Annotated in this window: 20 protein-coding genes and 3 pseudogenes; 2 read left to right on the top strand and 21 right to left on the bottom strand. The window is 42.1% G+C overall.

Annotated elements, in window-relative coordinates; translation table 11 throughout:
• Positions 1 to 2,209, bottom strand: a pseudogene (locus HMPREF2933_RS02890) (hypothetical protein); the annotation flags it as partial.
• Positions 2,210 to 2,490: 281 nt separating this feature from the next.
• Here HMPREF2933_RS02890 and HMPREF2933_RS10585 point away from each other — a divergent pair.
• A pseudogene (locus tag HMPREF2933_RS10585) lies at positions 2,491 to 2,616 on the top strand (ISL3 family transposase); the annotation flags it as partial.
• A gap of 301 nt (positions 2,617 to 2,917) precedes the next feature.
• Here the strand turns inward: HMPREF2933_RS10585 and HMPREF2933_RS02895 are convergent.
• The 17 genes and pseudogenes from HMPREF2933_RS02895 to HMPREF2933_RS02975 form a co-directional block, all read right to left on the bottom strand.
• Positions 2,918 to 3,196: pseudogene (locus HMPREF2933_RS02895) on the bottom strand (phasin family protein).
• Positions 3,197 to 3,288: 92 nt separating this feature from the next.
• Entirely contained in the window at positions 3,289 to 4,623 is a 1,335-nt protein-coding gene (locus HMPREF2933_RS02900) for an Nramp family divalent metal transporter (RefSeq protein ID WP_024052852.1), read from the bottom strand.
• Positions 4,624 to 4,724: 101 nt separating this feature from the next.
• Entirely contained in the window at positions 4,725 to 5,087 is a 363-nt protein-coding gene (locus HMPREF2933_RS02905) for a DUF1304 domain-containing protein (RefSeq protein ID WP_070654315.1), read from the bottom strand.
• Between the two features lie 13 nt (positions 5,088 to 5,100).
• The gene (locus tag HMPREF2933_RS02910; protein WP_024052854.1) at positions 5,101 to 5,535 is read right to left on the bottom strand and encodes a MarR family winged helix-turn-helix transcriptional regulator; all 435 of its coding nucleotides are present in this window, start codon (positions 5,533 to 5,535) and stop codon (positions 5,101 to 5,103) included.
• Between the two features lie 93 nt (positions 5,536 to 5,628).
• Positions 5,629 to 6,240 (bottom strand): HAD-IA family hydrolase, encoded by a 612-nt coding sequence (locus tag HMPREF2933_RS02915; protein WP_024052855.1) that lies wholly within the window; start codon positions 6,238 to 6,240, stop codon positions 5,629 to 5,631.
• Positions 6,237 to 7,514 (bottom strand): MATE family efflux transporter, encoded by a 1,278-nt coding sequence (locus HMPREF2933_RS02920; protein ID WP_024052856.1) that lies wholly within the window; start codon positions 7,512 to 7,514, stop codon positions 6,237 to 6,239. The genes HMPREF2933_RS02915 and HMPREF2933_RS02920 overlap by 4 nt, the downstream gene beginning before the upstream one ends.
• Before the next feature lie 125 nt (positions 7,515 to 7,639).
• Positions 7,640 to 9,124 carry a threonine synthase gene (gene thrC, locus HMPREF2933_RS02925; protein ID WP_070241480.1) on the bottom strand — a complete coding sequence of 495 codons (1,485 nt, stop codon included), beginning with the start codon at positions 9,122 to 9,124 and terminating at the stop codon, positions 7,640 to 7,642.
• Positions 9,125 to 9,295: 171 nt separating this feature from the next.
• Entirely contained in the window at positions 9,296 to 9,919 is a 624-nt protein-coding gene (locus HMPREF2933_RS02930; protein WP_024052858.1) for a V-type ATP synthase subunit D, read from the bottom strand.
• 13 nt (positions 9,920 to 9,932) lie between these two features.
• Positions 9,933 to 11,324, bottom strand: a complete 1,392-nt coding sequence (locus HMPREF2933_RS02935; protein ID WP_022526413.1) for a V-type ATP synthase subunit B — start codon at positions 11,322 to 11,324, stop codon at positions 9,933 to 9,935.
• Positions 11,325 to 11,337: 13 nt separating this feature from the next.
• Positions 11,338 to 13,101 (bottom strand): V-type ATP synthase subunit A, encoded by a 1,764-nt coding sequence (locus HMPREF2933_RS02940; RefSeq protein ID WP_024052859.1) that lies wholly within the window; start codon positions 13,099 to 13,101, stop codon positions 11,338 to 11,340.
• Positions 13,102 to 13,205: 104 nt separating this feature from the next.
• Positions 13,206 to 13,901 (bottom strand): GNAT family N-acetyltransferase, encoded by a 696-nt coding sequence (locus HMPREF2933_RS02945; protein WP_024052860.1) that lies wholly within the window; start codon positions 13,899 to 13,901, stop codon positions 13,206 to 13,208.
• A 7-nt stretch (positions 13,902 to 13,908) separates the two neighbouring features.
• Positions 13,909 to 14,229 (bottom strand): V-type ATP synthase subunit F, encoded by a 321-nt coding sequence (locus tag HMPREF2933_RS02950; protein WP_003028571.1) that lies wholly within the window; start codon positions 14,227 to 14,229, stop codon positions 13,909 to 13,911.
• On the bottom strand, positions 14,219 to 15,229 hold the full coding sequence (locus HMPREF2933_RS02955) for a V-type ATPase subunit (protein ID WP_024052861.1): 1,011 nt from the start codon (positions 15,227 to 15,229) through the stop codon (positions 14,219 to 14,221). Before HMPREF2933_RS02955 ends, HMPREF2933_RS02950 begins: the two co-directional genes overlap by 11 nt.
• Before the next feature lie 11 nt (positions 15,230 to 15,240).
• Positions 15,241 to 15,831 (bottom strand): V-type sodium ATP synthase subunit E family protein, encoded by a 591-nt coding sequence (locus HMPREF2933_RS02960; RefSeq protein WP_024052862.1) that lies wholly within the window; start codon positions 15,829 to 15,831, stop codon positions 15,241 to 15,243.
• 46 nt (positions 15,832 to 15,877) lie between these two features.
• Positions 15,878 to 16,357 carry a V-type ATP synthase subunit K gene (locus HMPREF2933_RS02965; RefSeq protein WP_024052863.1) on the bottom strand — a complete coding sequence of 160 codons (480 nt, stop codon included), beginning with the start codon at positions 16,355 to 16,357 and terminating at the stop codon, positions 15,878 to 15,880.
• A 96-nt stretch (positions 16,358 to 16,453) separates the two neighbouring features.
• Complete coding sequence (locus tag HMPREF2933_RS02970) at positions 16,454 to 18,412, bottom strand: V-type ATP synthase subunit I (RefSeq protein WP_024052864.1); 1,959 nt, start codon at positions 18,410 to 18,412, stop codon at positions 16,454 to 16,456.
• Complete coding sequence (locus tag HMPREF2933_RS02975; protein ID WP_003027241.1) at positions 18,402 to 18,725, bottom strand: hypothetical protein; 324 nt, start codon at positions 18,723 to 18,725, stop codon at positions 18,402 to 18,404. The genes HMPREF2933_RS02970 and HMPREF2933_RS02975 overlap by 11 nt, the downstream gene beginning before the upstream one ends.
• A gap of 236 nt (positions 18,726 to 18,961) precedes the next feature.
• On the opposite strand from HMPREF2933_RS02975, the gene HMPREF2933_RS02980 reads away from it, so the two are divergent.
• Positions 18,962 to 19,807 carry a MurR/RpiR family transcriptional regulator gene (locus HMPREF2933_RS02980; protein WP_024052865.1) on the top strand — a complete coding sequence of 282 codons (846 nt, stop codon included), beginning with the start codon at positions 18,962 to 18,964 and terminating at the stop codon, positions 19,805 to 19,807.
• A 54-nt stretch (positions 19,808 to 19,861) separates the two neighbouring features.
• On the opposite strand, the gene HMPREF2933_RS02985 is transcribed toward HMPREF2933_RS02980, so the two are convergent.
• The 3 genes from HMPREF2933_RS02985 to HMPREF2933_RS02995 are packed head-to-tail and all read right to left on the bottom strand — an operon-like array spanning position 19,862 to position 22,355.
• Positions 19,862 to 20,746, bottom strand: coding sequence for an ROK family protein (locus HMPREF2933_RS02985; RefSeq protein WP_024052866.1), 885 nt, complete (start codon positions 20,744 to 20,746; stop codon positions 19,862 to 19,864).
• Positions 20,747 to 20,761: 15 nt separating this feature from the next.
• Positions 20,762 to 21,682 carry a dihydrodipicolinate synthase family protein gene (locus HMPREF2933_RS02990; RefSeq protein ID WP_024052867.1) on the bottom strand — a complete coding sequence of 307 codons (921 nt, stop codon included), beginning with the start codon at positions 21,680 to 21,682 and terminating at the stop codon, positions 20,762 to 20,764.
• Between the two features lie 25 nt (positions 21,683 to 21,707).
• Positions 21,708 to 22,355, bottom strand: a complete 648-nt coding sequence (locus HMPREF2933_RS02995; protein WP_022526424.1) for a YesL family protein — start codon at positions 22,353 to 22,355, stop codon at positions 21,708 to 21,710.
• Positions 22,356 to 22,360 lie beyond the last annotated feature (5 nt).

Below are 22,360 nucleotides of genomic sequence, written 5' to 3' on the forward strand. Positions count from 1 at the left end.
TATCTGCATATTCTGGTGTGTATTTGTCTGTTTCATCATCAGGAACAGCTGTAAATGAATCAAGCGCTAAAGCTGAATTAAGGTCATCTGTCTTCTCACCTTGAAGGAATACAGCAGATGTATAGATAGCTGGTTTTGTAAGGTCGTTTTCAACAGTGAGCGGTACTGACTTAGCAGTTCCTTCTGCTGTTGACATTACAGTTGTCGCTTCACCGATTGCTTTACCATCTTTGAACCAACGAATTTGGTATTCGCGTGATGGAACTAGTCCACCAGTAGTACTTTCAGCAGTATTTCCTGGTTTTGCAAAGTTATCAGTGTTGTCGTATACCAAGATGTCATGCATTGGTTGTGGCGCGACTAGGACAAAGTTGGTATTTGAAATATTTGCTGACGCAAGTGATGAAGGTCCTACAGGAAGAGCAGCATCTGACGTACCTTCAAACATATTTGATTGGTAGTTGTTGCTCCAAATAGCATAGTTATTGACAAGAACAGTGGCATAAACATAGTCTGTATTGATGTGACGGTGTTTTTGCCCGATAGTACCGTTCCACTTCATAAGAGTTTCATTGTCTAAATCTTCATCTTTTACGAGCGTTCCGAATTCTTTATCAGAAACTTTATGTGAAATTTTAGCACCGCTATTAGCCTGAGTAGCACTTACACCATATAATCCACGGAATGGAATACGATAGTTCCCATCTTTATCAACTGGTACTACAACAGTTTCAGCAATATGTGAACCCTTACCATGCTTTGCTTCATATTCTTTGATGATTTTAGCTTGAGCAGCTTTAAAATCATCTAGCTTATAGTTTTTATTGTCTTTTTTCCATTGATCTAAAAGACGTGTCACTTCATCGTTAAGGTATGAAGCTGCTACTTTTACGTTAGTCGCATTGATATCGTAGCTATCTTTTTTGTACATACGTGCATCAGAACCGCTAGGGTCACGAAGCTCATACCAAACTCTTCCCTGGATCGTACCATAGTTACCCTTACGTGAGAATTGACCATCTTTTAGGTTACCTTTTTGACGTTCTGCTTCTGGTTTCAAAAGGTAATCTTCTGCATTTGGTTTTTCTTGAAGAACTACTTGACCACCAACGATACGGTTGACACCAGCCGTGAAATCCCAAGATTCATTTAAACGGCTAAGACGCCCGTGGAAACCTGTACGTTGGTCACCTGATTTGATGACATTGTATTTTTCTGGATTTGGATTTTCTACCCAAGTACGGATAGCAAGCTTAGGGTCTCCTGCAAGTTCAAACTTAGCTGTCTCTCCTAGACTGTTTGTTACCGGTTTAGACAAGTCAAATACAAAAGTTCCATCTTGTCCACTTGTTGTCTTATAAACTGGTGACACAAAACCTTCACCAGTTACATACTGAAGGTAGACATTTACACCACCAAGGCGTTTTGAATCTTCTTGACTATCGTCATTGATTATTCCATTACGGTAAAGCCAAACTGTTCCTTGATAAGTTTGCGTTCCACCCTTTACACCCGGACTGTAGATTGCTTTCTTTTGAGCTTCTTTCTGAAGTTCAGAGTCAAAAGAGCGTGTGCTGACTGCATTTTCTGGAGAAAGGGCACGACGTGAACGTGTAGGAGCTTCCGAAGTGGCTTCTGCCTTGACTTTAACTGTTTGAGACGCTGACAATGTTGCGCTTGAGCCATCTTTAAATGTAACAACAGCTGATCCGTCTTTGCTGACTTTAACATCAGTCGCTGTTGGATTTACACCTTTAATTGCTTCTGTAACATTTGAAATTTCTTCAGCAGTTAATGCTGATGCATCCGCTACTGTTGTCAAGCTTGGTGCTGCAACAGAATCTGATTCTTTTGTAGTTGCTGCCACTGGTGCAGCTTTCTCTTCAGCTTTAGCTGGTGTAGCTGGCGCAGGGGCTGGTTTCGCATTAGCTTCTGTAGGTGTTTGAGCTTCTGCAGCAGGTGCTGCGTAAGTTACATTCTCTTCACCTGCAGTCGCCTTAGTGGTTTCCGTAGTAGGGCCTGCTTCTGGCTTAGTCTCTGTAGTAGAACCTGTTTCTGGCTTAGTTTCTACAGTTGCGTCTGCTTTAACTGATGGAGCGACTAGCGCTGCTCCAACTGCAAAAACAAGCGAACAACCGAAAAGGAAATGTTTTCCTTTTTTGATCATACGCCAATTTTTTTGCTCTGCATTTTTACGATTAAAATACACGTTTAGATCTCCTTTTTTGAATTTTTTAGTATTTTATATACCAAATCCTATTCTATTATTATAAAAAACTTATTTAAGTATGTCAAAAATTAAGAATTAAAAAATATGAAAAAATGTGAGGGGTAACTTCTCAAAGTAACTTCCACTTGAATCGTCAAAGTGGAAGTTAGTCTAAAACGGATTTTCATGGTGGAACTAAGTGTGAGACGTTTGAGTTAGAAATGAGGTCCACTATGACAAAACATAAATACCCTTTGCTTTTATCTACCCACTACAGTTGACAGAGAGCCCTTTTTCACTTTCAGAACAAGGAGCCTGACAAATTTTTCGGACTCATTGAGGACAATCTTAAGCTGGTTCATCCTCTTTTTCAGACTGTCTTTAAAACCTTCCTCAAGGATAAAGAGCCCTTTTTTCTACACAAAAATAGGCTCTATAAGATCTATAGGGGGGTTACCCACTACAAATATTATAGAGCCAAAGCTTCTCGCAATTGCTTGGGAGCTTTTTTCTCGTCCAACGGTTTTTTCGATCTTTCAGATTGGACCAGCCGACTGCACTAAAGGCTGTTAGAATCTCTCGTAAGCGCTTGTTTGCCATAAAGTTATCTCCATCATGTTTGTCATCATCATTTTTTCTTTCAAATCCTACTTTTAGTTTAGCAAAAAACGCAGTCTTTATAAAGTTGTGACTGCGTTATCAGGAAGATTATTCTTCTGTTTTTGAAAATCCTTTGAGTAGCTGATCTAGTTTATCTTCTAGTCGTTCAATATCTTGCTTGGTGGCATATACATCATCGGATTGCTCCTTTGGACTTTCAGCCGTTTTTTCATTTACTTTGCGCTTTAGCTATGACTGAAGATGTTTGCCTTCATCCACCGTCAAGCGACCTTTGGCAATCAATTCTTTGACAAATTCGGTAGCTTTATCATAAGTCATGGAAGTCAACCCAATTCCTGCCAGCAAAACTTTTTTCAATTCGTCCATCTTGACACCTCCGTATATGAGAATCTTTCCACTTTCATTATAGTGCTTTTAAGCCATTTATTCTAGAGAAAATTGAACTGATAGACAAATTTTTAAAAAAGATCAACCACAAGTTTTACATTCAAAATAGTTAATAAAATAGAAACGGCATAAGCTAAGTAGGTATTCCATTTGCTGTTGACAAATTCGCCCATGAGCTTTTTATTAGAGGTGAAATATACGAGTGGAAAGATTGAAAATGGCAAGGCGACTGAAAGAAAGACTTGGGAATAGACCAAAAGATTGTCTAGCACCTGTTCTTTGTCTCCGTATAAAATAGCAACAATCACAACCGGTAAAAGAGCTAGTAAGCGAGTTACCAAGCGAAGAAACCACGGCGGCAGCTTCATGTTTAAGAAGCCTTCCATCACGATTTGTCCCGTTAAGGTTCCTGTGATTGTTGAGTTTTGACCACTAGCTAACAAAGCGACTGCAAAGAGCGTTGAGAGGATCGGGCTAGCAATAGCTCCAGCAATTTGAGGGTCTTTTAAGGCATTGTACATTGCAGAAAAAGCACCAATTTTATCCGCATGTCCAAAGAATAATGCTGCCCCTAAAATCAACAACAAAGAATTAACCACAAAAGCCAAACTCAATTGAATATTCGAGTCCCACGTCATAAACCGTACAGCTTCATGCACGGATTGTTTGGCTTTGTAATTAACTTTTCGCGTTTGCGCGATAGAAGAGTGCAAATACAGATTGTGTGGCATGACCGTTGCCCCCACAATGCCCAGTGCTAAGATCAAAACGGACGTTCCATTTTTACTAGCCGTATGTTGATAAGCTGCTACATTTGGCAAATATCCTGATAAAATATGATAAAGATCTGGCTTTGCAAGGATCACCAAATATAAGAAAATCAGTAAAATAGTCAAAATCAGCGTTCCAACGATTGCTTCAATCTTACGAAAGCCTAATTTCATCAAAAAAAGCAACAAGAAAACATCAAAGACTGTAATCAAAATCGAAAATAACAAAGACCAACCAAATAGTAAATGAAGCGCAATCCCTGCACCGATGACTTCTGCCAAGTCCGTTGCCATTAAAGCCAACTCTGTAATAACCCAAAGGAGATAGCGAACTGGCTTTGACGTATGAGCCGCAATGGCTTGTGCCAAATCCATCCTTGTGACAATTCCTAATTTTCCCGCCATTTGCTGTAACTGCATAGCCATTACAGAAGAAACCAAGACAGCTGATAAGAGCAAATAACGATAGGTGGCACCACCTACAACACTTGTAATCCAATTTCCCGGATCCATATAACCAACGGCAACCAACATTCCCGGCCCTGAAAAAGCTAATAAAGTACGAAAGAAACCAGCGTTTTTAGGCGTTGCAATGCTTTGGTTAACTTCACTTAAGGAAACCTTTTTGTCTGACATTTCTATCCTTCTTTCTATTGTAGAATTATTTCTATTATATATTATAGCACAAACTATTAACGGTGGTTAATTTATATTTTTATAATGGTTAATATTTGGTGCTATTTAAACAATAAAATGCTTAGAATAGCTAAAATCGCAGGTCCGCCCTGAGTCAAGATGATTTTCTTGTTAGCTGTGGCTGCACCATACTCTGCTACCCAGATAACAAACAAAACAAAAACGGTCACCATTTCTAAATTATGTGAAATATACAAGCTATATAGTAGGAAAAGAGCTAAAAAGGCATTGTAAATCCCTTGATTTTTAAACAAGGAAGTGACGGACGGGCGAGATATTTCTTCCTTTGTCATATTAAAGACTCGGCTGGTGCTGTCTGACTGGGTAGCGATACTTTCTAGATAAAAGATATAGAGGTGTTCCAGTGCGACAATTGTAGCTAATATAGTAGTAATGAGTGACATACATTTCTTCTTTCTAATATTTTTCTACAGTAATCTGATCTAAGCCAGATACAAGTTTTTCTAATAAAGTGCTCAGCGTCCTTTGCTCATCATCCGAGAGAACTTTTTCTATTTGCTTTTTGACATTTACATGATAGGTCGGTGGCTCATGCAAAAGCTGCTCTTTTGCAACATTCGTTACACTCACTAGAACCTCTCGTTGATTTTTGGGATTGCGGCTCCGTTGAACATAACTGCGCTCTTCTAAAAGTTTGAAATGCCGAGTTAAGGCTGCAGGATCGATTTTTAAGACCTCTTGCACAGCAACTTGACTGCATGGAGCATTGTCCAATAAAAAGGTCAGTATCTCGTACTGCGTTAAGCTGATTTCTAATTTTTGCTCAAAGAGTTGCGTGATAGCTTGATCAGTTAAATGCAATTGGTACAGCAGGTGATGAATGGCAACCATATATTCTCCTTTCTATTTTTTGTTGACTAGTCAATTATTGATAAATCAATTATAGAGTATCAAAAAAAAGAAAAGCAAATATTTTGCCTTTCTTTAACAGATTATCTGTTTAATCTCTAGTAAATGGTTGATTTTGTGATTAATGTTTGGTCGGTAATCACAGAAATTGATTGATTGAATACCGCTGTTAAAAGCAACATCCACATCCAGCGTTCGATCGCCGATATAGTAAGTGCTTATCTTATCCAGCTGGTATTTCTCTACAAGATAGTTCACACCTTCTGGGTCGGGCTTTCTTGCAAATCCATTAGCAGTAGTCACAATTTCTGTAAAATAATCCAAAATCTCTAAATCCGCCAAAATTTGGTAAGCATTTTTCCCCTTGTGGGTATAGACAAACTGCTGAATATCTGCTTCCTGCGCCCAAGTAAGAATAGCCTTAGCACCATCCATGAGCTGAATGTGAGCATTTTTCTCTTGCAAACTTTGACCTCGAAAACGGTTCATCTCTTCAGCATCTAAACCTTTTTCTGCTGCGACTTTCTCCAGCAATTTCTGAACAGAATGCTGCAAAATATAAGCACGAATGACCTCTCGGTCAAAGTCTAATCCATAATGAGTATAGGTTTCTTCAATCCCCGCCAAAATTGCATCATAAGAATCCAGCAAGGTTCCGTCCAAATCCCAAATAAAAGCTTTTCTCATGTTATTTTCCTCATTTTCCGTTGATAGATAATTTGTAAAAAGACCCAGCGAAAGCCATTGTCCAAAAGGGTGGCTGTCCAAACTCCGGGCAAGCCTAATCCCAGAGTTACCCCCAGAAAGTAACCCGCCACAATGCGAATCAGCCACATACCAACCGTCGTGGCATAAAAAGGTAACTTCGCATTTCCCAATCCTTGCCAAACAGCCGTGTAGATGACTGTTCCTGCTGTCATAGGCACACCCAAAAGTGAAAAAAGAATGACCGACAAGCTAGCTGTTACAGCGCCGCTATCCTTTGTATAAAGATGTGTTAGTGGCTGTCCAAGTGCAAAAATAAGCAGAGCCACCGCTAGCATGAGTCCAAGAGATAGCCAGTAGGTCTGCTTCGTCAGCTTTCTAACTGTTTGAAAATCTGCCTGCCCCACCGCATGAGCCACTAACATAACTGTTGCAGTAGCGACTCCAAATCCCGGCATGTAGTTAAACTGGGTCAGAACCTCTCCAATTGCATTTCCCGCAACAGCATCTGTCCCGAACTTAACGATAATAGCAATAATCACCACGTCCCCAGCCCGCATCATCAGCCGCTCTCCAGCAGATGGCAGAGATAAACGCAACAAGTCCCAATCCAGCCTCCAACTCCAAGGCGCTAAAGGCAGAGACAATTCTTTCCATAAAATCAAAACGCCTACCAGACGGGCTAAAATGGTGCCCAGCGCCACTCCAACAATTCCCATGTGGAAAATAAAAATCGCAAGACTGGAAAAAATGACATTGAGCAGATTGCTTAAAAAACTGATATACATGGGCATGCGAGGGTTGCTAGTTGCCCGAATCAAGGAGCCTAGCGTAGTCATCAGACCCAAAAGGAGAATCGTTCCCCCGATTAAAGCCAGATAAAGACCACCTGCATTGGCGACGACAGGCTCCGTTCCCAGCCAAGCTAATATCTGGCGTCCAAAAACAAGCGAGAAAAGTCCTAGAAAGACGCTCAAAATCAGAGTTGATTTAATGGCTTCGCTAGTGTGATAAGCCAGATTGTCTCGATCTCCTTCTCCCAAACTCTTGGAAATGAGACTGGATACTGCTGCTCCCAGCGCAATAAAAATAGCTTGGTAAATCGTAATAACATTACCAGCAACCGAAACTCCTGAAATAGCCACGAGACCGAGACTCGCTACCAAATACGAGTCCACCATTCCCATTAGCATCTGCAAAAAGTTTTCGACCATGGCTGGTAGGGCAATATTTAAAATCTTTTTATAAGTGGTCATACATCATGAAACTCCTGCTTTTGATTATACACTTTTCTGGCAATATTTTGTTTACACCCTGTTGCAATCTGAAAACACTCAGTTGGCTACCAGCTGAGTGTTTATTACAAAAATTTATTAGATTATTAAAGTCCTAAATAGCTTTCTACTGCTGCCTGCATCTGGTCAGCAGCGACAGTCGTTTTATGGCGAACTTGTGCGGTTTCTAGGTTAGCAACTGCAGAAGGCACTGCAACTCCTGAAATCTCGTGGAGTTTTGTTAAGGCTTCAAAGTCACTAAGACAACTTTGCCCCATTACAGCTTCGACTGCCACAACTGGGAATTTGTAAGGACTGGCGGTTGAAGCAATAACAGTCGTAGTCTCATCACCTGTAGCTGTCCGGTATTTTTGATAAATAGCTGAAGCGACCGCTGTGTGCGGATCTTCAATGTAATCAGACGCCTCATAAACTCGTTTGATTTCAGCTGCTGTCTCAACTTCGGTGGCATATTCTGCCGCAAAGAGTTCTAAAATAGCTGGGTCAAAATCAGTCAACTCATACTGACCATGCTGATTGAGAGACTTCATCAAATCCGCTGTCTTTTCTGCACTATTTCCTAACAGGTGGAAAAGCAAACGCTCTAAGTTTGAAGAAACTAAAATATCCATAGACGGACTAGAAGTTACCTTAAAGCTGCGCTTTTTGTCATAAACATGTGTCTTAAAGAAATCTGTTAGGACATTATTTTCATTAGAAGCACAGATCAACTTGCCCACCGGAAGACCAATTTGTTTAGCATAGTAGGCTGCCAAGATGTTGCCGAAGTTTCCAGTTGGAACAGCAAAATTAACTGCTTCGCCTGCTTGAATCTGACCAGTCTTAACCAACTGTGCATAAGCATAGACATAGTAAACAATCTGTGGCACCAAGCGCCCGATATTCATGGAGTTAGCAGAAGAAAATTGCAACTGATGTGTAGCTAAACGCTCACGAAGAGCCGCATCATTAAACATACGTTTAACATTGGTCTGGGCGTCATCAAAATTGCCCTCAATAGCTACCACGTGAGTATTGTTCCCGATCTGAGTGGTCATCTGCAACTCCTGAACTTTGCTGACACCATCTTTAGGATAAAAGACGATAATTTCTGTTCCCGGAACATCCGCAAAGCCTGCCATAGCTGCTTTTCCAGTATCACCAGAAGTCGCTGCCAAAATGACGATTTTATTTTTCAAGCCATGTTTTTTCGCTGATGTCGTCATCAGATGCGGGAGGATAGACAAGGCCATATCCTTGAAAGCAATCGTAGCACCATGGAATAGTTCCAAATTGTATTGCCCATTCAGTTTTACCAGGGGAGCAATCTCTGGCGTGTCAAACTTGCTGTCATAGGCATTGTTAATGCAGTTATCCAGCTCTTGATCTGTAAAGTCATCTAAAAAAGCGGATAAAATCAATTTTGCAACTTCCTGATAAGAAGCGTCTTTGAGTTTTGCAAAGTCCAATTCTACCTGCGGATAAGAAATCGGCGTAAAGAGACCACCGTCCGTTGCTAACCCCTGCAAAATAGCCTGACTGGCTGTCACCGTATTGTTTGCATCACGCGTTGATTGATAAACTAAAGTCATGAATTTCCGTCCCTTTCGTGTAGTCTGTTCTATTATAACATGATTTATCAGAAAATTCCCGCATTTTATGGGAAATGTGAGAGAGTGGAGTTGGAGATTTTTATTGTTTATATAGCTACCTCAAAAAAACAAACGGACGTGAGTTCATAGAATCCACCATCCGTTTTGTTTTTATTTCACCTTCATTACTCTCACTAGACTAGCGCGCTCGGCTTCTTCTAGCTTCATCTCGATATAATGAATGGTCTCTGTGAGATCTGGAATGGTTGCATACTCTAAGCCATTGACCCGACGGCGGGTCTTTTCAATCTCATCTGCCATCAGCTGGCAACTCTTTTCAATTTCTGCTAAGCGTAGGAGGTCGGGCAATAGGTTGCCCATATCCTCAATCGTCTCATCCATCTGGCTGTTAGAAGCCACATAGCTATAAACCACATCTCCCTCATCATCACCATAAGGATTATCAATATGAGCATGCATTTTTGGCACCTGCACACTCATGATATTCTCCTGTTCGATATGGAGGTTGACTTCTCGCATAGGGACAGCAAAAATCTCTTCTACCATGAGGTCACTTTCCAAGGTTTTCGCCAATACAAAATCCTGCATGTGACTAACCAGAGCTGTTTCAACTTTTTGGCGAAGGCGGTTGTTTTCGCGAACAGCTTCAATGAAACGACGCATCAGTTCATCTCGCTTATCCTTGAGAAGTTTATGACCGCGAGTAGCTGTTTTCAGGCGCTCTTTCAGGTTGTTCAGCTCCATTCGGGTTGGTTTGACATTTAAACGAGCCATTCAGATAACCTCCTTATGCTTGCTGTTTACTTTCTGGTAAATATTGATCAATCATGTCGTCCTTGATCCGCTTAAGCTCCGTCCGTGGCAAAATAGACAACAATTCCCAGCCTAAATCCAAACTTTCTTCAATCGTCCGATTGGTATAAAAACCTTGATTGATATATTCTTTTTCAAATCGATCGGTAAATTGAACATAGAGCTTGTCGGTGTCAGATAAGGCTGATTCTCCTAATATAACCGCTAATTCTTTGGCTTGTTTGCCTTGTGCATAAGCCGCAAAGAGCTGATTCATGGTTGCTGCATGGTCTCCCCGAGTCTTTCCTTCGCCAGAACCCTTGTCTTTGAGGCGCGAAAGAGACGGCAGTACGTTAATCGGTGGACGATACCCACTGTTGTAAAGGTCACGCGACAGGATAATCTGGCCTTCGGTGATGTAACCCGTCAAATCAGGAATGGGATGAGTGATGTCATCCTCAGGCATGGTGAGAATAGGAATCTGCGTCACAGAGCCTTTCTTCCCCACCAAGCGCCCCGCCCGTTCATAAAGGGTGGAAAGATTGGTATAGAGATAGCCCGGATAACCTCGACGTCCCGGCACTTCTCGACGAGCTGCGGATACTTCGCGCAAGGCCTCGCAGTAGTTGGTCATATCTGTCATGATGACGAGAACATGCATGTCTTTTTCATAAGCCAAATATTCAGCAGCAGTCAGGGCAATCCGCGGTGTCGCAATCCGCTCAATAGCAGGATCATTGGCTAGATTGATAAAGAGGATAGAGCGGTCAATAGCTCCCGTTTCTCGCAAGTCATTCATGAAAAACTCGGCTTCTTCAAAGGTAATCCCCATGGCCGCAAAGACTACTGCAAAATTTTCTTCTGAATTGAGCACCGTAGCTTGACGAGCAATCTGGGCAGCCAATTCCTTATGGGGTAGACCCGCCCCAGAGAAAACTGGCAATTTTTGTCCTCGAACTAAGGTATTGAGGTGATCAATGGCTGAAATTCCAGTCTGGATAAACTCATCGGGATAATCTCGCGCGACTGGATTGATGGCTTGACCGTCAATATCCAAGTATTTTTCCGGCAAAATATCTGGTCCACCGTCAATAGGCTTGCCCATACCGTTGAAAATTCGTCCTACCATATCTTCTGACACTGGCAATTCAAGCGGTCTGCCGGTAAAACGAACCTTGGCTTTTTCTAGATTGATACCGCTGGAGCCTTCAAACAGCTGCACCATCGCCTTGTCTTCCTGCACTTCCAAGACCTGTCCCTGACGCTTGGTTCCGTCATGGAGCTGGATTTCCACCAGCTCATTAAAATGCACACCTTCGACTTGCTCCACAATCATCAAGGGACCGACAACTTCACTGACGGTACGGTATTCTTTAATCACGTTCATTGATTGCTCCTCCTTAGGCAAGAATATCATGCAGTTTTTCTCGAATAGCGGTATCCAAACTGCGAATTGCTTCCAACTGATCCTCTGGGATAAATTTAGAGCGGGCAATCCGATCGCGTAGCTCCACAGTACCATTCATGACTTCAGTAAAGTAAGCACCTAAATTCAAGGCACGATTGGCTTCCTCATCAAATATTAGGATATTAGTGAGCAGAGCCACTTGCTTTTTAAAGGAAGTGTAGGCATCAACCTCATCAAAAGCATTCTGCTGCAGGTAATCCTCACGAATCATCTTTGCTGTATTCATGGTGAGACGATCCCTTTCAGACAGAGAATCCAGACCAACCAGCCGCACAATTTCCTGTAGCTCACTCTCTTTTTGGAGAATGTTCATCGCCTTGGTCACTTTTTCCGACCAAGCCAACTGCTCATGCTGATCGATATATTGACCCACCTCGTCTAGATAAAGCGAGTAAGAGCTAAGCCAGTTAATCGCAGGGAAATGGCGACGTTGTGCCAACTGAGCGTCCAAGCCCCAGAAAACTTTGACAATCCGCAGAGTGTTTTGCGTGACTGGCTCAGAAATATCTCCACCCGGAGGGGAAACAGCGCCGATTGCGGTAATGCTTCCCTCACGCTCGTCACTCCCTAAGGTTTTAACCCGACCAGCTCGTTCGTAATATTCAGCAATACGGCTGCCCAGATAGGCTGGATAGCCTTCGTCGCCCGGCATTTCTTCCAAACGCCCGGACATTTCCCGCAGAGCTTCTGCCCAACGTGAGGTCGAATCTGCCATAATGGCCACAGAGTAGCCCATGTCTCGGAAGTACTCAGCAATTGTAATTCCTGTATAAATAGAAGCCTCACGCGCCGCAACTGGCATATTGGACGTGTTAGCAATCAGAACAGTTCGCTGCATGATAGACTGACCAGTTGCTGGATCAATCAACTCTGGAAATTCATTCAGTACATCGGTCATTTCATTGCCCCGCTCACCGCAACCCACATAAATCACGATATCCACATTGGCAAATTTAGCGACCTGGTGCTGAACAACGGTCTTGCCTGCTCCAAAAGGACCTGGAACAGCAGCCGCACCGCCCTTGGTCACGGGGAAAAAGGTATCAATCACTCGTTGGCCCGTCACCAAAGGCTCCTCTGGAATCAGCTTTTGAGCAAATGGGCGACCTCGGCGAACCGGCCATTTCTGCATAAGACTGCCAACAAAGATAGAGCCATCTGCCTGCTCAATCTCATAGACAGGCTGATCGACAGTATAACTCCCTGCTTCTATCTTGGTCACACGACCACTGACACCAATTGGCACTAGAATGCGGTGGACTACCAGCTCGGTTTCTTGAACCGTACCCAGAATATCTCCGGCTGTTACCTCTGCTCCAATCTCCAGACAAGGCACAAAGTTCCACTTGGTCTCACGATTCAGATGAGGCAGCTGCACTCCGCGCACCAGAAAATCACTCTGCGTCACCGCTTGAAAGCGTGCCAAAGGCCGCTGAATTCCGTCAAACATTTGCGAAATCAGCCCCGGTCCCAATTCTACCGACAACGGACTCCCCGTTGTTTCCACTGGCTCTCCTGGTCCAAGCCCAGAGGTTTCTTCATACACCTGAATGGAGGCCTCATCTCGACGCATCTCAATGATTTCCCCAATCAAGCCCAAATTGCCCACACGACAAATATCCTGAATATTCGCTTCCTGCATCCCAGAGGCGACCACCAAAGGACCCGAAACTTTTATAATCTTTCCTTGACTCACAATCTTCCTCCATTCTTTGGGAGATTTTTGCTTATTTTCTATCCTTGCCGTGAGCTTGAAACCCTTCTTAGCTATCTCTACAGCAAAAATTGATACTTCTTATTTTAAAAATCAGACAAGGCTTTTATTTGTTGCCCATTTTCATCGAAATTATCTGGGCTTAGCCATTTTTCTAAACGAATTTTGACCGCTGGCCAGTCCTTGTCAATCATGGCTAGCCAGTCAGTGTCTCGGTTACGCCCTTTATAAACAACTGCCTGACGAAAAGTGCCTTCGTAGATAAAACCAAGCCTTTCTGCTGCGTATCTTGAAGGTTGATTGAGTGCATCGCATTTCCACTCGTAGCGGCGATACTCCAGCTCCTCAAAAACGTAGCGTGCCAACAGATATTGGGCTTCTGTCGCCAGTCTGGTTCGTTTCAATTGGGGCGAATAGGTCACAGACCCTACCTCATTGACACGGCTACCACGATTGATTCTCATTAGAGCAAAAGTGCCCAATGCCTTGCCACTCTCCTTGTCTACAATGGCATAGTAAAAACGATCCTGAGCTGTCAACATCTGATCTAGCAAGGCCGACCATTCTTCCTGACTTTGAACAGGATTTTGAAAGAGATAAGTCCACATGTCAGCAGGAGAATCCGGACCATAGACTTCATACAAATCCGCCCCATGTTTGTCCTTGGACAGGCATTCAACGATAACATACCGTCCTTCTAGTCGCTCCATCTTGGGCAAATCTCCCGGTTTGAAATTCGGCAGGGCATCTCCAATGGGCTGGCCTAATTCATTTATTTTCATAAAAACCTCACAATATATCCTGTCCAACTGCTTTTTCTACGTTCTTACGAATACGTCTCTGTCCTAATCCTGTTACTCCTTTATGAGTCGGGATTAAGATAATCGCTGGCAACACTTGCTTATCATAGTAAGCCAGCGTTTCAGGGATTTCAGCAGCCATGTCTTCTGTCAAATAAATAATAGCAAAATCTTCTCGGCTCAGTCGTCGTAAAGTATTCACCACATCGGTCGCTTCGGTGACTGGAAAAGTCTGAAAACCAATCAGGCGAAAAGGCAGAATGGCATCGCGGTTCCCCACCACACCAATTTTATAAGTTTTACTGGCCATAAATCGGTCTCATCCTTTCTTTGATGATCTCTACTGGAAGCTGGTTCGTCAAACCAGTCAAAATAAGTCGAAGATTCTTCACTTCCAACTCTTTTCCAAATAAATAACGAACCAGCAGAAGCGGACCACTTGTTTCAAATCGCCCTTGCTCTAAGAGCTTAAACTGAACCAAGTCTGCTAGATACTCCAGTTCAAGATTTGTCAGTTTACCCGAACGCAGTTTTTCTTCATAAATGCTTAGTTCTGCGTCAAATTCTAGTGGATTAACTTTGGAAAACCAGCTAGCGAGATGACCTTTTTCTGCCAATTCAATCCACTCCGCATTCGTCAAAGTGCCTTCATCAGATAAGAGTTGCGTCATAAAACTGTGCGGTTTTTGGTGCCGAATCGCTCGCTGCACCGTTACTGCATTATAAAAATCAATCGTCAACTCCACCAGTTGCTTGAGCCGCTCGTCTTCAAATGTAGACTCCAAGCTTTTTAAGTGCTTGAAATAAGCCAGATCCATTCCAATTTCCAGAACGCGTACATCTTGATAATCTTGATATTCCGCCCAAGTCGCCGCCATTTCATCCGCCATCAATTTAGGACAATGTTCAGCAGAAAAGGTGGCAACCAAATGCTCCAAAATATCTAAAGGATAAGGTCCAACAGAAATCAACAGATGCTTTAAATTCAAACCTGTCGCCTTGTGCTTAAGCAATACCTTAAGATTGTGATAAGTATATTTGAGCGTAAAAAACTCCACCAAAGCAGATTCTGGACTAACTTCAAAAGCCCAAGCATACTCTGCAAACAAATGTTTCATGAGAAACCTCTCAATCGCATTTAAGTCTGTTAGTTGCTCATAATCCAGATTATAAACCGTTCCTTCCAAAGCCGTTGACCGACTTTCAGAAGTCGAAGCTCGCAATAACTGCTCGTATTGCGCTAGGCTTAAAAAGCTATTCTCATGAATGCTAATTTCTGTATTCACTTGAGCGAAGGTCTTTTCATTCATAGAACGCCTCCTTAGTCTGCTTCATCTTGGAAAATCGTCTGAGCAAGCTGATAACTCTCCTCCTGCCACAAAGAATCTACTAAATTGCGATAGAGGTAATTATCGTCAATATTGCCTCGCGAAAGGAGAAAACCTGCTTCTCCATTCACAGGAGAGGAAGCCAATCTTACGTGCGGATAGCGCTCTAACAATCGTTCCAATTGTCCAGCCGAATATTTAACCAATGTCCGTGAGCCAATTGTCAAAACAAGCTCTTCTTGCGGATACTTTTTTAAGACCTGCTCCAAGAAAGCCTGCTCCTGCTCGATCGACCAAACCGTCATTTGCTCATAAGCCCCCGCAAATAATTCTTTCAAAATCCCTTCCTTAGTCGCCAAAGTAGACTGACGTTTTTCATTTTCAAGCTGCTGCACTTCACGCTGTACCTGACGATTGATCGCCTTTATTTCTTGCTCACGCTGTTGCAGTTTTTCTTGTTTCAACCGTGCTTCTTGCTCTTTGGCTTCACGCTCAATAGATTCTTTCGCATCGGCTAATAGCTGCCGCCCATTTTCATGCGCTTGCTCCAAAACCGAATCCCTCAAATGAGATTCAAATTCCATATCTGCCTCCTTCTATGAAATCTTGTTTCAAGACATTGAACCTGTCTCATTTTACATTCAAAACCATCAAAAGAGATACAACAAAGGCAAGGATAGCATAAGTTTCTACCATGGCAGCAAGGATAACCCCTTTCATGACATCTTCAGGTCGCTTTGCCAAAATCTGCATGCCAGCGGTTGCTACATTTCCTTGGTATTTAGCAGAATAATAACCAACGATTCCGATTGGAAGTGCGGCAAAAAAGAGGGCTAGACCTGTTTGAAGAGCCATCTCAGGTTGAATTTTAAAGAAAATCAAAATCCCGATAACAAAACCATACAAACCTTGCGTACCTGGCAAAAGTTGCAAAATCAAAGCACTGACGAATTTCTCAGGTTGCTCTTTTAACAGGGCTGCTGCAGCCTGACCGGTTGTTCCGACATTACGTGCAGAGCCAATACCGCTGAGGAAAATCGTAAAAACCACACCGAGTGCTGCGAAAAAAGCACCACCATAAGTTGAAAAATAAGATGAAAAAGCTTGCATGAATAAACTCCATTTCTAATAGTAAACATTATTTATTTGGTAATTTTGTCAATGACATAAAACTTCTAGCTGAGCTGCTAAAATAATTTCGCTGTGTTATTTTTTGTAGCGGACATATTTTTCTGCCGGCTTCAAAGGTTTAAACGCTTTTCCGCCACCGTCATAGAATTTCCCAAAAAACTCAACAAAAATCAAACGCGCTCCGTGCACATAGCCCGACAAAAAGGAGAGAAACATGTTGATACCGTGGAGGGCGAGAAACAACACAATCCCAATACTAAAGCGAGCAAAAGGCGGAAAGAGACTAACAATTAAGTTAAAGGCTGAGCCAATGCTCGCACCAGCAAGCCCCAAAGCCATAAGTCGCGTAAAGCTCACCAAGTCTCCCACATAGCTACTGATATTGTATAGATTAAACAGTGCAGGACCCAAGCCTTTCAAACTTTTAGCGCTGATAATAGAAACCAGTACAATGCCCACAGCATTTACAGTAGCCAGCCATTCTCCGATAAAGCCGACCATAGCAAGATCTGGGAACAGTCGCCCCGCTGCTAGCAAAGCCAATCCGATGAGAATCAACATCCAAGCAAAACCCGAATTATAGGCTGCCGCATAATCCTTCATGCGGATATTCTTTTTACCACTGAGGAAAAGTCCTGTCATGACTGTCACAAAGCCAATCACGACCGAAATAATCAAAATAGTGATCACATCTGTGCTGGTATTAATGAGCGCAAAAGGCAATTTGAAGCCAAAGAAAGAACCATAAATCACTCCCCAGAGTGCAACGCCGATTCCTAAAATTCTAAAAAAACGTAAATTCTTTGCTAGACTTGGCTTGACATGTAAAGTCTTCAAAGCCCAAGTCGTTCCGCCAAAAAGCAACAAACCATAGCCAATATCAGCCGCCATCATGCCAAAAAAGATAAAGTAGAAGACCGAAACAACGGGCGTTGGATCTTTATCTTCGTATTTCGGCAGCGAGTACATTTCTGTCACCAGCTCAAATGGCTCAATCAGAGCATTATTTTTAAGTTTTATCGGGACTCGCTGTCGATCAGCTGCCGCCATTTCATGAATTTGAAGCAAGACAGCCCCACCAAATTGTTGCGCAAGACCCATTTTCAAATCTTCTATCTGCTCTTGCTCAATCCAGCCCTCTAAAGCAACCAAATTCTGTGTACTAGCAAGAGCTTCCTTGCTTTCTTGACGAGAAGTTAAATTCAATACATAATCCAACTGACACTTGAGTTGTTTTAATTCTTCATTTGAAGACGCCAATTGTATTTTTGTTGAAGTTATGAGTGCTTCTTGCTCTTTTATCGTCGCTTGTAATGCTACCAAACGCTCCTTTGGCAATTCCTCAAAAGCATATTCAAACAGCTTGAAACCAAGTTCTGTCAAAACTGCTTGGGTTTCTTTAGCAACTTCTGCTTTACATAACACAAGGATTCCTTTTTCTGTACTGCTAGTAAAAATCTCTCGAACTTCCAGATTAGGATAATCCTGCAATCGAATATTGAACTGATTGTTTCCACTGGTTGGAATGGTTCCCACAAACGCACGAAAATGTTTAAATTGCTTAAATGCTACTGGAGTAACGTCTAAGCTTGCCCATTTTTCCAACTCCGCTACTTCCGACTGAGCCGTTTCTTTGACTTCTTGTGCTCTTGCCAACACTTGAAATTGTTGCTGAATCGCCACAAGAAACGCTTCTTCGTCACGCGCTTGCCCCACCTGTTCTAAACTGACAAAGCTTGTTTCCAACGGAGCTTCCTTCAATGTTTCCAGCATTTTTTTCTTAGGAACAAATGCTTGCAGGTTTTCAATCATACGTGCGAGTTTTTCCTGCCGCCGAGTCAAAGCTTGAAGGTGTTCCGAAAAAGATGTATCAGGATTCCACACTAACTCTTTCTCAAAAGCACCTTTCCAGGTCTCTTTTGTTTGTAAATCCTGAATTTCAACCGATTGGAGATTTTGCAGATAGGAAAGGATTTCATCCAACAATTCTCTTGGCAACAGCAGCGACAACTCCTGCATTTGACTAATTGCCATATTTTTCTACCACCCTGTCTACAATCATTTGCAGTAACGCCTCTTTTTTATTTGACAAAGCTGCTTGGACTTTTTCTTCGTTCTCTTGTTTCGTTTTTTCCAAGTCTTGTGTCAAGCTAGCAATCTCTTTTTCAGATTGTTCCTTTAACTCAATAAGCAACTGTTGTTTTTCTTCATCATAGGCTCGCCCTAGCTGCTTCAAATCCCTAGCAGCTTGGTCTTGCAACTCCCGAATCTGATGTTGATAACCAGCTAGCACTTCATCTGCTGCTCGCTCAATTTCTTGCATTTGCTCAAGAGTAGCGTTCGTCATATCTTGCACCTCCTTTGTATTATACAATGGCTGTAACGTTTACTTGTGTAAATTATAACACATTTTCAAACCATTCGTCACAGAGTTTTATTCCTTTTCTGCGCTTAATTGAAATCATTTCACCGTGTGCTATTTATCAAGCTACCCAGCGTCTTATTTTGTAAAACTATGTTATAATACAAATAGGTTTTTCAAAACATTTGTTCTATATCACTACAAGTAAAGAGAGTACATCTATGAAAAATACGCGACATATTATGGCGAGAATCGAAAGCCATTTTGACAGCATGACCGACTTAGAAAAGCGGATTGCAAACTACTTTTTAAATCCTTCTAGTATCTACGACGACCTTTCTTCGCAAAAAGTTGCGCAAACTCTTTACATCTCCCAGGCGGCACTTACTCGCTTTGCAAAAAAATGTGGATTTAAAGGTTACAGAGAGTTTAATTTTCAATATATTCATCAATTGCAAAATAATGTAGAAGAAACCAACCACTTACAACACGATGTGTCCCGTAGAGTTTTGCGAAATTATACTCAAATTCGACAACAGACAGAGGAATTGATTGATGAAGAAAAACTGTTGCGTGTGGTGCAGTTTATCGAAGAAGCGGATCGAGTGTATTTTTTTGGTATTGGTAGTTCAGGGTTGGTAGCTCGTGATATGAAACTGCGCTTCATGCGGCTTGGGGTCATCTGCGAAGCTTTGACAGATCAAGACGGCTTTGCTTGGACGACCAGTATTTTAGACAAAAATTGCTTGGTGATTGGTTTCTCTTTATCAGGACAAACCCAATCTATCATCAATAGTCTGATGGATGCCAAAGCAATGGGAGCTAAAACTGTATTGGTAACAGGCCAATCAGACAAAGTTGACCAACAATTTACGGAAATCATTCCTGTTGCCATTCAAAGCAAACCAGAGTATATTTGGCGCATCTCAGCTCAATTTTCTATGTTGCTGGTGATTGACTTACTCTATGCCTTTTTCCTTGAAATTGATCGGGAGAAAAAAGAAAAAATCTTCAACAGCTATTGGGAAAATAAAAAATTAAATGGTTACTACCAACGACATAAATAACAAAAGAGCAAGTTGAGTTCAGATTTTCATGAGAACCTCGCTTGCTCTTTTTATCTATTGTTGTTTATTTTTAAAATGATAATAGGCACCAAACATTCCTGCTGTATTTTGATAGTAAGCGAAAGCGAGCTTGGTTTTTTTAGCGATACTTGGTACCAAGCAGGCTTTCATAGCAGCCTCAATTCGAGGACGAAGAACGGCCTCTTGCTCCATAATGCCGCCACCTAAAATCACCACTTCTGGATTAACCACATAACAGATATTAGCAATCCCTTGTCCCAGATAGTTGACCATGCGGTCAATACCTTGGATACAGCGTACATTTCCTTCTGTTGCTTCCTTGAAAATGCGCCTTCCATTCCACATAGTAGGTTCTTCGTCGTGAAGTTCTGCTACATAATTGACCAAGGCCGTCGTTGAAGCCACATCTTGGAATGCACCATCTGATAGATACACATAACCGACTTCACAGGCTGAATTACTAAAACCGTGAAAAACCTGACCATCCACCAGCAAACAGCCACCGATACCCGTCCCAATCGTCAAACAAATCGCAATACTCGCTCCCTTGCCGCTGCCTGACATGACTTCCGACAGACCAGCACAATTGACATCATTTTCAATTTCACAAGGAATGGAAAATGCTTCTTCCAACACTTTCTTGAACTGAGTACCTGCATAGTTCGGAATCTGAGGGCCAGCATAAAAGATTTCTCCTTTATCTGGATCGACCATTCCAGCTGAGGAAATACAAATCCCAGCAACCGAAGTCTGCTCTAAATAACTTGCTACAATCCCCTTCACCTTGCGCAAAATTTCTGGACCGCCCTTATGGGCCTCTGTTGGTATTTCATGCGCTTCCAGCAAGGTGTCGGTATTATCAATCAGACCATATTTGATATTTGTTCCACCAATATCAATGGCAATGTATTTTCCCATAATCCACCTCTTTTTCTATGATAGGAATGTTTTCTTAGCTGCACGAATCAAACGCGCCGCTTCTTCTACAATCGGACGATCCGCGCCTGTCACTGGTGTTAATGGAGAACGGACAGAACCAATGTTTAGATTTTCATTGATTTTCAAGACTTCCTTGATGACAGAATACATATTTCCATAAGCAGCAGTTAATTTTCCGATAATGGTGTTGATGGTAAATTGTAATTCTTTTGCTCTCTCCAATTCTTTGTCGGCAATCAATTGGTTGAGCTTTAAGAAAAGTTCTGGCATAGCCCCATATGTTCCGCCGATACCTGCTCTTGCTCCCATCAGGCGGCCGCCTAAAAATTGCTCATCTGGCCCATTAAAGACGAGGTGGTCTTCCCCACCAAGTGCTGCAAAGGTTTGAATGTCTTGGACAGGCATGGAAGAATTCTTCACGCCAATCACACGTTCATTTTTGAGCATTTCTGTATATAAACTTGGCGTTAGAGCTACACCTGCCAACTGCGGAATATTGTAGATCACAAAGTCTGTATGTGGGGCAGCTGCGCTAATATCGTTCCAATATTGAGCAATCGAGTATTCTGGCAAACGAAAATAAATCGGTGGTATGGTCGCAATAGCGTCCACTCCCAAGCTTTCTGCATGGCGCGCTAACTCCATACTATCCTTGGTGTTGTTGCAAGCGACGTGAGCAATAATAGTTAATTTCCCTTTTGCCACTGCCATTACTTCTTCCAAAATCAATTTTCTATCAGCAACACTTTGGTAGATACATTCACCAGATGAACCATTGACATACAATCCTTGAACTCCTTTGACGAGAAAATATTCTACCAAAGCTCGCACGCGCTCTGGACTAATCTCGCCTTGATCATCATAGCAAGCATAGAAGGCCGGAATGACCCCTTCATATTTTTTTAAATCTCTCATATTTTATTCTCCAAGTTAATTGGTTTTATCGTTTATACTTATTAAAAATAGTTTCCATAATAGGCAATTGCAAAAACCCTAAGGCTGCAAAGCCAACTAATACAAAAAGAGTAAAGCCCAGTAGCAATACAAATCCTGAACTAGAGAGTAAAAAGACAATTACAGCTAATAAGGCTATCATCAAAAAGAACCACAGAAAATGCAAACTCACCATGATCAGTCCTGTTTGTAAGAGATCTTTTACCGTCATTTCAAACTTAGCTGCCAAAGGATAGACACATAAAAATAGCAAACTAGCAAAAATGATGACGCCGATACAGGTTGCTTTTAACATTTGAAACGGCATGGTTTCCTGCCTCCAAAAAAGCAGGAGGTCAAATAGACTGATTCCTACAATCAGCAGCTCTAGCAAACTAAGTTTTAAACCGACCTTCCAATTTTTCCTAAATGCTTGTACATACGTTGCTGTGACTTTTACACGACGTGCACCCTTGATTGCAAACAAGGTCTGATATAGACTAACTTTTGCAATGCCAATCGTGACAATCGGCAGACAAGACAAAAGAAAGATGAGGTTCACAGTCACCAAATCTAATATTTTCTCACATATTTTCATAAAGAAATTATCTGTATCAAATATACTTCGTATTAACTGAGAACCTCTCTTTTCCATGGTTC

It is taken from the genome of Streptococcus sp. HMSC066F10 (assembly GCF_001813805.1).
Lineage (GTDB): Bacteria > Bacillota > Bacilli > Lactobacillales > Streptococcaceae > Streptococcus > Streptococcus vaginalis.